Raw genomic sequence first — 13,567 nt, forward strand, 5'->3', positions numbered from 1 at the left:
CCACGCGGTGCACCTCGTCGTCGCTGACGAAGGCGCCGTGCACGCGCACCGGCAGCGGCGCGCCCGCCGGCGGCGACAGGTACAGCATGTCGCCCTGGCCGAGCAGCGCCTCCGCCCCCATCTGGTCGAGGATCGTGCGGCTGTCGATCTTGCTCGCCACCTGGAACGCGATGCGCGTCGGGATGTTGGCCTTGATCAGCCCGGTGATCACGTCGACGCTCGGCCGCTGCGTGGCCAGGATCAGGTGGATGCCCGACGCGCGCGCCTTCTGCGCCAGCCGCGCGATCAGCTCCTCGATCTTCTTGCCGACGACCATCATCAGGTCGGCCAGCTCGTCGATGACGACGACGATCTGCGGCAGGCGCTCGAGCGGCTCGGGCGCCTCGGGCGTCAGGCTGAACGGGTTGGGCAGCTTCTCGCCGCGCTCGGCGGCGTCGACGACCTTCTTGTTGAAGCCGGCCAGATTGCGCACGCCGAGCTTGCTCATCAGCTTGTAGCGCCGCTCCATCTCGCCGACGCACCAGTTCAGCGCGTTGGCCGCCTGCTTCATGTCGGTGACCACCGGGCACAGCAGGTGCGGGATGCCCTCGTAGACGCTGAGCTCGAGCATCTTCGGGTCGATCAGGATCAGCCGCACGTCGCGCGCCTCGGCCTTGTACAGCAGGCTGAGGATCATCGCGTTGATGCCCACCGACTTGCCGGCGCCGGTGGTGCCGGCCACCAGGCAGTGCGGCATCTTCGCGAGGTCGGCGACCACCGGCGCACCGACGATGTCCTTGCCCAGTCCGATCGTCAGCTGCGACGCGGCGTCGCCGTACGCCGGCGAGCCGAGGATCTCGGCCAGGCGGATCGTCTGCCGCTTCGCGTTCGGCAGTTCGAGCGCCATCGTCGTCCTGCCGGGGATCGTCTCGACGACGCGGATGCTCACCAGGCTCAGCGAGCGCGCCAGATCCTTCGCCAGGTTCACCACCTGCGCGCCCTTGACGCCGGTGGCCGGCTCGATCTCGTAGCGCGTGATCACCGGGCCCGGCGACGCGGTGACCACGCGCACCTCGACGCCGAAGTCCTTGAGCTTCTTCTCGATCAGCCGGCTGGTCATCTCCAGCGACTCGGGCGTCACCGATTCCTGCCGCGACGGCGCGGCGTCGAGCAGGTCGACCTGCGGCAGCCTGGTGTCGGCCAGCTCGGTGAACAGCGGCTTCTGTCGCTCCTTGATCACGCGCGCCGACTTCGGCACCTCGACCACCGCAGGCTCGATGACCAGCGGCTCGTGCTCGGCGACGTGCTCGCGTTCGGTCTCGACCACCTGCTCGCGCTCGCGCAGCGCGGCCTCGCCCAGTCGGATGTCCTCGGCGCGTTCGCGCCGCTCCTCGCGGCGTTCGCGCAGGCCTTCGAGCCAGGCGCCCAGCTGGTCGGCCAGCCGCAGCCAAGAGAATCGCAGCGCCAGCGCGCTGCCCAGCACCAGCGCGGCGATCCACGTCACCCCCGAGCCGACGAAGCCGAGCCAGGTCATGCTCAGCGGCCCCAGCGTGACGCCGAGCACGCCGCCGGCGTGGCCGGGCAGCGTGGTCTCCCAGTGATACAAGCGCGTCCACTCGAGCGCGCAGCTGGCCGCCAGCAGCAGCGCGGCGCCGCCCCACACCCAGCCGGCACCGGTCCACGGCGCGGCGTCGCCACCGTCGCCGCCGCGCATCGTGCGCGCCAGCGCGCCCAGCCAGGCGCGCGCCGCGACCAGCGGCAGCCACCACACCGACCAGCCGAACAGGAACAGCGCGAAGTCCGACACCCAGGCGCCGACCAGGCCCACCGCATTGCGCACCGGCGCACCGTCGCCCGAGGTGGTGAACGCGGGGTCGCCGGCGTGGTGCGTGGCCAGCGCCAGCACGGCGAGCAGCCAGCCCAGCGCCCCCAGCGACAGCCACAGCTGGCGCCGCCAGCGCGGCGCCGTCACGGCGCCGGCGACGCCGGCGCGCGAGCGCGCCCCCGGCGGCGTCGCCGTCGTCGCCCCTGCGCCGGCTTCGGCGCGCAGCGATCCCAACGGAAAGGTCATGCCGCGGATTGTGGCCCGATTCGGCGGCCGGCCCGCCTGCGCGGGGGGTCAGCCGTCGCTGGCGACCAGCCGCAGCGGCGACCTGCCGCGCACCGCGCCACCGCCGCTGCGCTTGGCGGCGTAGCAGGCGTCGTCGGCGTCGGCCAGCCACTGCGCCGGGTCGTCGTGGCCGGCGCCGAGCTCGGCCACGCCCAGGCTGGCGCCGACGCGCAGCAGCCGTCCCTGCCACGGCAGCGCCAGCGTGCAGATCGCGTAGCGCACCTTGTCGGCCACCACGAGCGCCTGCGCCTGGTCGCAATGCGGCAGCAGCACGGCGAACTCGTCGCCGCCCAGCCGCGCGACGGTGTCGCTGGCGCGCACCACCGCGGCGATCGCCTGCGCCACCGCCACCAGCATGCGGTCGCCGGCGGCGTGACCGGCGCCGTCGTTGATCGGCTTGAACTGGTCGAGGTCGATCATCACGATCGCCGCCGGCCGCACGCTGCCGGCGGCGCCGAACACCTGCGCCAGCGCGCGGTCGAAGCCCTTGCGGTTGGCCACGCCGGTGAGCGCGTCGTGCAGCGCCGCGTGCTCGAGCTGCTGGCGCGAGTGCACCTGCTCGCTGATGTCGCTGACGCTCCAGATCGTGCCGGCCGCCGGCAAACGCGGGTCGACCGGGCGCGCACGCACCTGGGCCCAGAACGCCGTGCCGTCGGCGCGCTGCAGCTGCCACTCGCCGACGTAGGGCTGGCCGCGCGCGAAGGTCGCCGCCACCTGCTGGTCCAGCGCACGCGCATCGCTGTCGCACGGGAAGATGCGCTGCGCCGGCTGGCCGACCAGCTCGTCCTCGAGCCGGCCGACGAGCGCGCAGAACTCGGTGCTGACGATCTCGAAGCGGCGCCGGCGCGTGAACGCCAGCCCCACCGGCGCCGCCGCCATCACCGAGCCGAGCTTGCGCAGCACCTCGGCGTTGAACGACTCCATTTGCGCGCGCTCGGCCCACACGTGGCGCAGCGTGCGCGCGAGCTGCCCGATCTCGCCGTCGGCCCGCGGCCAGTCGCCGTCGTCGTTGCCGTGCAGCAGTGCCGCGGCGCGCCGCTCGAGCACCGCCAGCGGCCGCAGCTGCCAGGCAAGGTAGCCTAGCAGCAGCAGCGCGAGCAGCGCCGCCGCCACGGCACCGTGGCGCAGCGCCTGCGTGCGCGCCGCCTGCAGCGGCGCGAACAGCCGCGCGGTCGGCGTGGCGCGCCACACGTGCCAGCCGGCCTCGCTGTCGCCGGCCATGCCCACGACCTCGCCGTCCTGCCGCCACATTCCGGCGCCGCGCAGCAGCGGGCGGCCGTCGGCGACCCACTGCGCGTGCGCCTGCGCCAGCCGCGGCTCGTCGGCCAGCGTGCCGAGCAGACGCGCCTGCTGCGGGTGCGCGAGGATGCGCCCCTGCCCGTCGGTGACCACGACCAGCTCGCCCGGATCGCCGGGCTCGTCGTCGCGCGAGTCGGCGATGCCGGCCAGCAGGTCGCGGCTGGCCAGTCGCATCGCGCCGCCGACCACGCCGCGCGCCGCGCCGTCGGCGTCGGTCAGTGGATGCGCGAACACGACCATCGGCTCGTCCGACGCGGTGGCGCGCAGCGGCTCGGAGGTCTGCACGAGCTTGCCGGCCAGCGCACGCTGGAAGTACACGCGATGCGCCACCGACCCGCCTTCGTCCGGCCCGCCGGCGCCGTCGTGGCGCAGCACCACGCGCCCGGTGGCGTCGGCGACGAAGACCTGCGAGAACATCGCGCGCAGCACCGTCTTGTGCTCGAGCAACTCGGCCAGGCGCCGCGGGTCGTCGAGGGCCCCGGCGTCGAGCTGCTCGGCGCTGACCGCCAGCGCACGTTGCAGTTCGGCGACGCGCCGGGCGATCACCCCGGCGGTGCGCTGCGCCTCGATCTGCTCGCGCCGGTGCGCCTGGTCGACGATCTGCAGCTCGGCCACCCGGCCCATCTGCCACGACGTCCATGCCATGCCGGCGAACATCACCGCGAGCACGCCGGCGGCGAGGCGCGCCTTCAGCGTGCCGAGCCAGCGCCGCGGGCGCCACGCGGCCAGCCTGGCGCGCCAGCGCGCCAGCAGGCCCGGCGCCGCCTCGTCGCTGACGAACAGGTCGGCGTCCACCGCCTCAGCGTCCGGGACGGATCGTGGCGTGCCCCGGAGCCCGGGCAACGGAATTCGCGGGTGCGGATCGAAGTGACGGCATCGGGCAGCGGTGGCGGGCCCGCGGCGGGGTCCGATGTCGCGCTATCGGCGCCATCGTTGGGGACTTGAGCGTGCGCCGTGGCCGCGCCGGCCGCATGCCGCATCACGCCGCAGCGGCGGGGTCGGCGCACCCGATCGCCCGGCGCGGCGCGCGCCGGCGCCGCGGGCCCTCAGCCGCCGGCGCGGTGCCCGGGAATCGGCGGCAGCGGCAGCCGCACGTCGGCGCACTGCGCGCGGTGGCGCAGCGCGTGGTCCATCAGCAGCAGCGCCAGCAGCGCCTCGGCGATCGGCGCCGCCCGGATGCCGACGCAGGGGTCGTGGCGCCCCAGCGTCTCGAGCGTCGTCGGCCGGCCCTCGCGGTCGATCGACGCCTTCGCAATGCGGATCGAACTCGTCGGCTTGAGCGCCAGGCGCACCACCAGGTCCTGCCCGGTCGAGATGCCGCCGAGCACGCCGCCGGCGTGGTTGCTGGCGAAGCCGTCGGGCATCAGCTCGTCGCCGTGGACGCTGCCGCGCTGGGCGACGACGCCGAAACCGTCGCCGATCTCGACGCCCTTGACCGCGTTGATGCCCATCATCGCGTAGGCGATGTCGGCGTCGAGCTTGTCGTACAGCGGCTCGCCCAGTCCCACCGGCACGTTCGTCGCGCGCACCTCGATGCGCGCGCCGCACGAGTCGCCGGCGCGGCGCAGCGCGTCCATGTGTTCCTCGAGCCGCGGGATCAGCGTGGCGTTCGGTGCGAAGAACGCGTTGTGCGCGATGTGCTCGGTGCCCTCGAACGGGATCTCGATCTCGCCGAGCGCGCTCATCCAGCCGACGATGCCGGTGCCGTGGGTCTCGCGCAGCCACTTGCGCGCCACCGCGCCGGCGGCCACCGTCGGCGCGGTCAGGCGCGCCGAGCTGCGCCCGCCGCCGCGCGGGTCGCGATGGCCGTACTTGCGCCAGTAGGTGTAGTCGGCGTGCCCGGGGCGGAAGGTGTCGAGCAGGTTCGCGTAGTCCTTGCTGCGCTGGTCGGTGTTGCGGATCAGCAGCGCGATCGGCGTGCCGGTGGTCCGTCCCTCGAACACGCCGGACAGGATCTCGACATGGTCGGCCTCCTGGCGCTGCGTCACGTGACGGCTGGTGCCCGGGCGGCGGCGGTCGAGGTCGGGCTGGATGTCGGCCTCGGTCAGCGCCATGCCCGGCGGGCAGCCGTCGATCACGCAGCCGATCGCCGGCCCGTGGCTCTCGCCGAAGTTGGTGACGCGAAGCGCTTCGCCGAGGGTGCTGCCGGGCATGCGGCGATTGTAGGAGCCGGCAGCGCGCGCCGTCAGTCGGCGCCCAGGCGCAGGTTCAGGCCGGTGAGGAACACCGTGTCGTCGCGGTCGACACCCTCGGGCACGCGGCTGCTGTGGCGGTGCTGCAGCCCAACCTGCAGCCCCAGCCGCGCGTTGAGCTGCACCTGCAGCGTGGCGTCGAAGGTCGAGCGCCACTCGCCGCGATCGCTGACGCTCGGGTACGCGGTGAGCTTCTGCGTGAGGCGAACGGCCGAGGTCAGCCGGTGGCTCGATTCTTCGCCGAGCAGCAGCTCGAAGTCGTTCTCGGTGCCGCTGCCGTACCGACTGCGCGTGCCGGCGATGCCGCCGAACAGGTCGAAGGTGGTCGACTCGCTGCGCACCAGCTTGTGGCCGAACCCGGTGGCCGCGGTGACGCGATGCGACAGGTCGGCGAGCCGGTCGCGGCCGAGCTCGCCGAGGCCGAACACGAACACGCGCCGGCTCAGGTCGTGGTCGTAGCGTGCGCCGAGCAGCAGGTGGTCGGCCGTCTTCTCTTCGCCCGCGTCGGTGCGCTGTTCGCCGTACAGCGCGTTGCCGTACAGCGACCACTTGTCCACCGGCGTCGCGCGGTAGGCGTCGAATCGGGTGGCGAACTGGGTCGACTCGGCGTTGCCGCGCGCAACCGACGCCGACAGCGCCGCGCTGCCGCGCCACTGGCCGTCGGTCTTCAACTCGTCGGCCTTGGCCGCGACGCACGCCATGGCTGCACACAGCGCCGTCAGCACGCGGCGCGCAACGCAGGGGGGACGGGACACCTGGGTCATCGGATGCGGTTCCTTTCTCGATCGGCGGGGCCGAAAACGGCAACGGGCCACCATGGCCCGTCCGGACGAGTCTAGGCCGGCGCGCTTGCCGCAGCGCCGTGCGCGGGCATCGCACGACGCGCGCCGACGCGGGCCCGGGCGCCGGCACGGTCTTGACGCGGTTCAAGGCCGCGGGCCCGACGCCCGCCTAGAGTGCGCGGGCCGTGACGCCCCGCCCGCCCGTTTCCCGACCGCCCCGACTCGGCGTCGCGCTGGCGCTGCTCGCGCTCGTCGCGCAGTGGCTGCTGGTCGGCGCCAGCGCGGCACACCAGGCGCGCTGGCTGGCCGGCACCCCGTGGGCGGCGGTGTGCACCACATCGGCCGGCGGCACGGAGCAAGCCACCGCCGGCGCGATCGCGCCGGCGGTCGACGCCTGCGCGGTGTGCGCCGCCGCGGCGCTGCCGCTCGCGCTGGCCGTGGCCACCGTGCACACCGGTGCGGCGCACGCCGCCGCCGCGGCGCCACGCCGCCATGCCGGCGCGGCGCCGCGCGCCGACGCCGCACTGCGTCCGCCGGTGCGCGCGCCGCCGCGCGGCTGAACCCATCCCCTTCCGACTTCGATCGACGGCACCGCCGCGGCGGTGCCGCGAGACGCGCGCCTGCGCAAGGCGCGCCGTCCGACCACGACCTCACGCCATTCAAGACCACCATGCCGTACGAACCCTCCTGGCGCCGCACGACGCCGCGCCATCACCATGTCCCCCGCCGCGACCCGACCCGCCTGCGCCGCCTGTGCCTCGCGCTGTCGGCGCTGCCGGGCCTGGCCGCCGCGCAGGCCGCGCCCGACGGCGCACCGAACACCGTCCTCGTCGAGGCCACCCGCGCCGTCGTCGCCGCGCCGACGAGCCCCGGCGCGGTGCGACTGCAGGCACTGCGCGCCGCCGGCAGCGACACCGCGGCGCTGCTGCGCGACATCCCCGGCGTCGGCCTGCAAGGCGCCGGCGGCGTGTCGGGCCTGCCGTCGATCCACGGGCTGGCCGGCGACCGCGTGCGCGTGCAGGTCGACGGCATGGACCTGATCGCGTCGTGCCCGAACCACATGAACCCCCCGCTGTCGTACCTCGACCCGAGCCAGGTCGCGATGCTCGAGGTGTGGGCTGGCATCGCGCCGGTGAGCGCCGGCGGCGACAGCCTCGGCGGCACGATCGTCGCGCGCACCGCCGAACCGCAGTTCGCACCGGCCGGTGGTGGCGCGCTCGCCAAGGGCGAGGCCGGCGCCTTCGCGCGCAGCAACGGCCGCGCGCGCGGCGGCCACCTGACGGCGACCTACGCCACGGAGTCGCTCAGCGCGCGCTACCACGGCGCGATCGCACGCGCCGGCAACTACGACGCCGGCGGGGACTTCAAGACCAGCGCCGACACCGGGCGTGTCGGCCATTCGCTGCCGCTCGACGAGGTCGGCTCGACGGCCTACGACACGCGCAACCACACGCTGGCACTGGCCTGGCGCAGCGGCGAGCACCTGCTCGACGCCCGCCTGGGCTACCAGGACCTGCCCGAGCAGCTCTATCCCAACCAGCGCATGGACATGCTCGGCAACACGCAGCGCCGCGTGAACCTGCGCTACGTCGGCCGCATCGGCGGCGCCACCTTCGAGGCACGCGCGTACGGCGAGCACGTCGAGCACTTCATGGACTTCGGCGCCGACAAGCGGTACTGGTACGGCACCAACTCGGGCGACGGTGCGCCGTGCGCGCCGGTGCGCTTCCACGGCGATCCGGCGGGCACCTGCGCCGCCGGCATGCCGATGGACACCGAGAGCCGAAACCACGGGCTGACACTGAAGGCCGAGTTGCCGCTGGGCGACGCGTCGCTGCTGCGCGTCGGCGGCGAGGCGCAGGCGTACCGGCTCGACGACGCGTGGCCGCCGTCGGGCGGCGGCATGGGGCCGGGCACGTTCACGAACATCGCCGACGGCCGGCGCGACCGCCTGGCGCTGTTCGGCGAGTGGCAGGCGCGCCACGGTGCGCGCTGGACGACGCTGGTCGGCGCGCGCATCGAGCGCGTGACCAGCGACGCCGGCGACGTGCGCGGCTACAGCACCGCGGCCAACGCGCCGGGCGCGCAGGTGGCCGAGGCCGCCGCGTTCAACGCGCTCGACCGACGGCGCCGCGACCACAACCGGGACCTCGCCGCGCTGGCGCGGTGGCGCGCCGGCGCGACGCTCGACGTCGAGTTCGGCGCCGCGCGCAAGGTGCGCTCGCCGAACCTGTACGAGCGCTACGCGTGGTCGAGCTGGCCGATGGCCGCGCTGATGAACAACTTCGTCGGCGATGGCAACGGCTACGTCGGCAACCTCGACCTGAAACCCGAGGTGGCTTACACCGCGTCGGCCACGTTCGATTGGCACGCCGAGGACCGCCACTGGTGGCTGAAGGCCACGCCGTACGTCACGCGCGTGTCGGACTACGTCGACGCCGTCGCGCGCACCGGCTGGAAGCCGGGCCAGTTCAACGTGCTCGGCTACGCCAACCAGTCGGCGCGGCTTCGGGGCGTCGACCTGTCGGGGCGCATGCCGCTGGCCAGCGGTGCGGCAGGCGACTGGGGCGTCGAGGCCGTCGTCGCCTACGTCGACGGCGAGAACCGCGACACCGGCGACGCGCTGTACCAGGCGATGCCGCTGAACGCCAGACTGGCGTTGACCCAGCGCCGCGGCGGCTGGGACAACTCGATCGAGTGGGTGCTGGTGCGGGCCAAGACCGACGGCTCCGATGTCCGCAACGAAGTCACGACGCCCGGCTACGGGCTGCTGCACCTGCGCGCCAGCCACACGTGGCCGCGCGTGCGCGTCGACGTCGGTGTCGAGAACCTGCTCGACAAGCTGTACTTCCTGCCGACCGGCGGCGCCTACGTCGGCCAGGGGCGCACGATGAGCATCACCGGCGCCCCGTGGGGCATCGCGGTGCCCGGACCGGGCCGCTCGGTGTACACGAGCATGACGGTGTCGTTCTGACGGGCTCGCCGGCGTCGCGCCCGGCCCTGCGCCCGCGTGCGCACGCGGCGTCGCATCGCGGTGTCGATGCGGCGGGGGGCACGCGCCCCGCCGCCGAAGACCGTCAGCGCCCGCGCAGCGTGTCGGACGGCGAGCGGCCGAACCGCCCCCGATACTGGATCGCGAAGCGCCCCATGTGCACGAAGCCGTGCGCCAGCGCGACCGCGGTCACGCTGGTCTCGCGGCCCCGGCGACGGCACTCGAGCAGCGCCTCGTGCGCCGCCTGCAGCCGGAACCGGCGCGCGTAGACCGTCGGCGGCGGCTCGCCGTGGCGGCGGAACGCCGATTCGAGCGTGCGCGGGCACACGCAGGCGTGGCGCGCGATCTCGGCCAGCGTCAGCGCGCGGTCCGGATGCGCGTGCACGTACTCCTTGGCGCGCCGCAGGCAGCGCTCGTCCCCGGGTTCGCCGCGGCGCGGCAGCGCCGGCTCGCACAGCAGCGCGCCGAACGCCGACAGCACGTACGCCTCCATCGCCGCGGCCGCCGCCGGATGGCGCAGCCACTCGCGGCCATGGCGGTCGAGGTTGGCCGTCAGGTCGAGCAGCGCCTGCCACCAGGCCGCCACCGCCGGATCGCGGCGCGGGTGCGACAGCGCAAAGCGCGGCTCGCTGCTGCCGCCCCACTCGTCGGCACGCCGCTGCACGGTGCTGCGCGGGACCTGCACCAGCAGCATCGTGCAGTCGCGGCTCCAGTGCATGCGGCTGCGCACCTGCGGGCGCAGCACGCTGAGCACCTGCGCGTCGACGCGCGCCTGCTCGCGCCCGCTGGCCAGTTCGGCGTGGCCCGCCAGCGGCATCTGCACGAGGTAGAAGTCGCCGCGCTCGCCCGGATCGATGACCACATCGGCGCCGTAGCGCAGCACGTTGATCGAGACGTCCTCGAGCCGCACTTGGTTGTGCCGCACGTCGAGCGACTCACCGCGTCCGCCCACTTCCAGCCGGTGCGGCGAGAACACGCGCCCGATGGCAGCGCTCGCCTCGTCGACGCTGCGCGAGCGCAGCAGCGGGTAGGCGTCGAGCAGTTGGCGCGAAGGGGGCGGCTGCATGCGCTGCGTCGATCGGTCGATGGCTGGACACCGGGAGTATTCCGCTGCGGGGACGTCGCGCCGGCGACTCCGAACCCGGGAATACCCTGAACCCGCACCGACCCCGCCGGGCCGCGGGGCTGCGGCCGGCGCCGGCTGCGGCGCAAAACGGACATCGTACGGCGCGTTCCGGATAGCCACCGGCGCCGCGAAGGCGCAGGATGCGCGATCGTGGCGTGCCGCCCCACTGCGCCAGGCCCGCCTCGTGCCCCGCGGCGAACGCCGCGCCCGACCCGATCGAACCGAACGAGACCGCCATGAACCGACTGCGACGCCTGACCTGCCTGTTCGCCCTCGCGCTCACCGCAGCGGCCACCCCGGCCGCGGCGCAGGAGATCGTGCTGCGGGCCGTGACCGCCTTCCAGCCCGGCACGGCCTTCTCCAAGCCCTTCGAGGCCTTCGTCGAGAAGGTCAACGCCGAGGGCAAGGGTCTGGTGCGCATCAACCTCGTCGGCGGGCCCTCGGCGGTGCCGCCGTTCGAGCTCGGCAACGCCGTGTCCAGCGGCGTGGTCGACATCGCCAACGTCACCTCGGCCTTCTACCCGACGCTGCTGCCCGAGGGCGAGGCGCTCAAGCTCGCCGAGCGCACGATCCAGGAGCAGCGCGCCAACGGCGCGTGGGCGCTGCTCAACCAGTTGCACAACCAGCGCATGAACGCCTGGTACCTCGCGCGCACCGGCGACGGCACGCCGTTTCACCTGTACCTGAACAAGCCGATCGACAAGGCCGACCTGAAGGGTCTGACGCTGCGCGTCACGCCGATCTACCGCGCCTTCTTCGAGGCCCTGGGCGCGAAGAACGTGCAGACGCCGCCGGGCGAGGTCTACACCTCGCTCGAGCGCGGCGTGGTCGACGGCTACGGCTGGCCGATCCAGGGCATCCTCGACCTCGGCTGGCACGAGGTGACCAAGATGCGCGTCGAGCCGGGCTTCTACCAGGTCGACGTCAACGTGCTGGTCAACCTCGACAAGTGGAAGTCGATGCGCGAGGACCAGCGCGCCTTCCTGACGCGCATGGCCGAGTGGCTGGAGTCGACCAACGCGCGCAACGCCGAACTCAACAAGGCCGAGGCCGACCGCCAGGCCGCCGCCGGCATCAAGACGATCACGCTCACCGGCGCCGAGCGCGACAAGTGGCTGCAGACCGCACGCGACGTCGGCTGGGCGCAGGTCGAGAAGGTCGCGCCGGCGAACGCCAAGCGCCTGCGCGAGCTGCTGGCGCGCTGAGCGCCCGGCCCGCGTCGCAGGGGAGACGCTGACTTGCCGGGTCTCGGGCGGGCCTGGGACGCGCTGGTCACGGGCTTGGGGCTGCTGGCCGGCGCGCTGTTCGGCCTGATGGCGCTGGCCATCGGCGTCGACGTCGCGCTGCGCAACCTCGGCGCCGGCGGCGCCGGCTGGCTGATCGAGGCGATCGAGTACGCGCTGCTGGTGGCCACGATGCTGGCCGCGCCGTGGGTGCTGCGCGAGGGCGCGCACGTCACGGTCGACGTGCTGGTGGCGCGGCTGCCGGGCAAGGCCGGCGCCGCGGCGCGCCGGCTCGCCGCCCTGGCGGGGATGGCGGTGTGCGCCGGCGTGGCCTGGTACGGCTGGCGCGCCACCGCGCAGGCGCTGGCGCGCGACAGCCTGGTGTTCAAGTCGCTCGTGTTCCCCGAGTGGTGGATCCTGGCGCTGGTGCCTGCCGGCATGGCGCTGATGGCCGTCGAGTTCGCGCGCCAGGCCTGGCGCGGCGGCCCGCGGCCCGACGCCGGCTGACGGCGACCCGGGCGGCGGGGGGCGCGATGGGCGGCATGGACTGGGGGCAGGCGCTGGCGCTGATGGTCGGCGGGCTGGCGCTGCTGCTGGCGCTCGGCGTGCCGGTGGCGGTGGCCTTCTTCGGCATCAACCTCGTCGGCGCCTGGATCTTCCTCGGCGGCGACAGCGGGCTGATGCAGATGACGCGCAACGCCGTCACGTCGATCACCAACTTCAGCCTCGCGCCGATCCCGCTGTTCGTGCTGATGGGCGAGGTGCTGCTGCACTGCGGCGTGGCCTTCCGCGCCATCGACGCGATCGAACGCGTGATCACGCGCGTGCCGGGCCGCCTGCCGGTGGTCACGGTGGCCGGCGGCACGGTGTTCGCCGCGCTGTCCGGCTCGACGATCGCCAACACCGCGATGCTCGGCCGCTCGCTGCTGCCCGAGATGCTCAGGCGGGGCTACCACCCGACGCTGGCGATGGGCCCGATCATGGCCACCGGCGGCATCGCGATGCTGATCCCGCCGTCGGCGCTGGCGGTGCTGGTGGGCAGCCTGGCGGGCATCTCGATCTCGCGCCTGCTCGTCGCGGGCATCGCGCCGGCGCTGCTGATGGCGCTGCTGTTCTTCGGCTACATCGTGCTGCGCGCCAGGCTGCGGCCGCAGGACGCGCCGCCGGACGACGAGGCGCCGATGCCGGCGCGCGAGCGCTGGCGGCCGTTCGCCGTCTACGTGCTGCCGCTGTCGGGCATCCTGGTGGTCGTCGTCGGCTCGCTGCTGGCCGGCGTCGCGACGCCGACCGAGTCGGCCGCGCTCGGTGTGATCGCCTCGGCAACGGCGGCCGCCGCCTACCGGGCGCTGACGCTGCGCGCCCTCGCCACCGCGCTGCGCGAGACGGCCAAGACCAGCGTGATGATCCTGTTCATCATCGTCGCGTCGTCGACCTTCAGCCAGATCCTGTCGTTCTCGGGCGCCACCGGCGGCCTGGTCGGGTCGGTCACCGCGCTGGGCGCCGACCGCTCGACGGTCGTGCTGGGCATGATGCTGGTGCTGCTGCTGCTCGGGTGCTTCGTCGACCAGGTCAGCATGGTGATGATCACGGTGCCGCTGTTCGTGCCGCTGGCGCACGCCGCCGGCGTGGACCTGCTGTGGCTGGGCGTCATCTACCTGCTGACGATGGAGATCAGCTTCCTGACGCCGCCGTTCGGGCTGCTGCTGTTCGTGATGCAGGGCATCGCGCCGGCGGGCACGCGCATCGGCACGATCTACCGCGCCGCATTGCCGTTCCTGATGCTCGAGCTCACGGTGCTCGGCCTGCTGCTGGCGTTCCCGGCGCTCGGGCTGTGGCTGCCGTCGCTGATGCCCTGAAGCGCCGA

General features: G+C 74.0%; 10 protein-coding genes. 5 read left to right on the forward strand and 5 right to left on the reverse strand.

The features are described from left to right. From PKC53_RS10060 to PKC53_RS10075, 4 genes are all read right to left on the reverse strand, one after another. Nucleotides 1-2,050: DNA translocase FtsK 4TM domain-containing protein (locus PKC53_RS10060; protein ID WP_324428342.1), on the reverse strand; the 2,050-nt coding region annotated here is incomplete at its 3' end. Between the two features lie 48 nt (nt 2,051-2,098). Then, on the reverse strand, nt 2,099-4,183 hold the full coding sequence (locus PKC53_RS10065) for a diguanylate cyclase (protein ID WP_324428343.1): 2,085 nt from the start codon (nt 4,181-4,183) through the stop codon (nt 2,099-2,101). A 251-nt stretch (nt 4,184-4,434) separates the two neighbouring features. After that, complete coding sequence (gene aroC, locus PKC53_RS10070; RefSeq protein WP_324428344.1) at nt 4,435-5,541, reverse strand: chorismate synthase; 1,107 nt, start codon at nt 5,539-5,541, stop codon at nt 4,435-4,437. A 32-nt stretch (nt 5,542-5,573) separates the two neighbouring features. Beyond that, nucleotides 5,574-6,344, reverse strand: coding sequence for a DUF481 domain-containing protein (locus PKC53_RS10075; protein ID WP_324428345.1), 771 nt, complete (start codon nt 6,342-6,344; stop codon nt 5,574-5,576). Between the two features lie 203 nt (nt 6,345-6,547). Between PKC53_RS10075 and PKC53_RS10080 the strand changes: the two genes are divergently transcribed. Both PKC53_RS10080 and PKC53_RS10085 read left to right on the forward strand, forming a co-directional pair. Then, the gene (locus PKC53_RS10080; RefSeq protein ID WP_324428346.1) at nt 6,548-6,922 is read left to right on the forward strand and encodes a hypothetical protein; all 375 of its coding nucleotides are present in this window, start codon (nt 6,548-6,550) and stop codon (nt 6,920-6,922) included. 110 nt (nt 6,923-7,032) lie between these two features. After that, on the forward strand, nt 7,033-9,336 hold the full coding sequence (locus tag PKC53_RS10085; protein ID WP_324428347.1) for a TonB-dependent receptor: 2,304 nt from the start codon (nt 7,033-7,035) through the stop codon (nt 9,334-9,336). Between the two features lie 103 nt (nt 9,337-9,439). Here the strand turns inward: PKC53_RS10085 and PKC53_RS10090 are convergent, their stop codons facing one another. Next, the gene (locus tag PKC53_RS10090) at nt 9,440-10,420 is read right to left on the reverse strand and encodes a helix-turn-helix domain-containing protein (RefSeq protein ID WP_324428348.1); all 981 of its coding nucleotides are present in this window, start codon (nt 10,418-10,420) and stop codon (nt 9,440-9,442) included. Nucleotides 10,421-10,716: 296 nt separating this feature from the next. Between PKC53_RS10090 and dctP the strand changes: the two genes are divergently transcribed. From dctP to PKC53_RS10105, 3 genes are read left to right on the forward strand one after another with little or no spacing between them, the layout of a single operon-like run. Beyond that, nucleotides 10,717-11,685 carry a TRAP transporter substrate-binding protein DctP gene (gene dctP / locus PKC53_RS10095; RefSeq protein WP_324428349.1) on the forward strand — a complete coding sequence of 323 codons (969 nt, stop codon included), beginning with the start codon at nt 10,717-10,719 and terminating at the stop codon, nt 11,683-11,685. Nucleotides 11,686-11,718: 33 nt separating this feature from the next. Then, a complete protein-coding gene (locus PKC53_RS10100; RefSeq protein WP_324428350.1) occupies nt 11,719-12,210 on the forward strand; it encodes a TRAP transporter small permease in 492 nt (163 codons plus the stop codon). Between the two features lie 35 nt (nt 12,211-12,245). Beyond that, on the forward strand, nt 12,246-13,559 hold the full coding sequence (locus PKC53_RS10105) for a TRAP transporter large permease subunit (RefSeq protein WP_324428351.1): 1,314 nt from the start codon (nt 12,246-12,248) through the stop codon (nt 13,557-13,559). Nucleotides 13,560-13,567: the final 8 nt, after the last annotated feature.

The sequence above is a fragment of the Azohydromonas sp. genome (assembly GCF_035325925.1).
GTDB lineage: Bacteria > Pseudomonadota > Gammaproteobacteria > Burkholderiales > Burkholderiaceae_C > Calidifontimicrobium.

Coding starts and splice junctions, on each gene's coding strand:
- aroC (WP_324428344.1), bottom strand. CDS start 5,541: ATGCCCGGCAGCACCCTCGGCGAAGCGCTTCGCGTCACCAACTTCGGC.
- PKC53_RS10105 (WP_324428351.1), top strand. CDS start 12,246: ATGGACTGGGGGCAGGCGCTGGCGCTGATGGTCGGCGGGCTGGCGCTG.
- PKC53_RS10090 (WP_324428348.1), bottom strand. CDS start 10,420: ATGCAGCCGCCCCCTTCGCGCCAACTGCTCGACGCCTACCCGCTGCTG.
- dctP (WP_324428349.1), top strand. CDS start 10,717: ATGAACCGACTGCGACGCCTGACCTGCCTGTTCGCCCTCGCGCTCACC.
- PKC53_RS10085 (WP_324428347.1), top strand. CDS start 7,033: ATGCCGTACGAACCCTCCTGGCGCCGCACGACGCCGCGCCATCACCAT.
- PKC53_RS10075 (WP_324428345.1), bottom strand. CDS start 6,344: ATGACCCAGGTGTCCCGTCCCCCCTGCGTTGCGCGCCGCGTGCTGACG.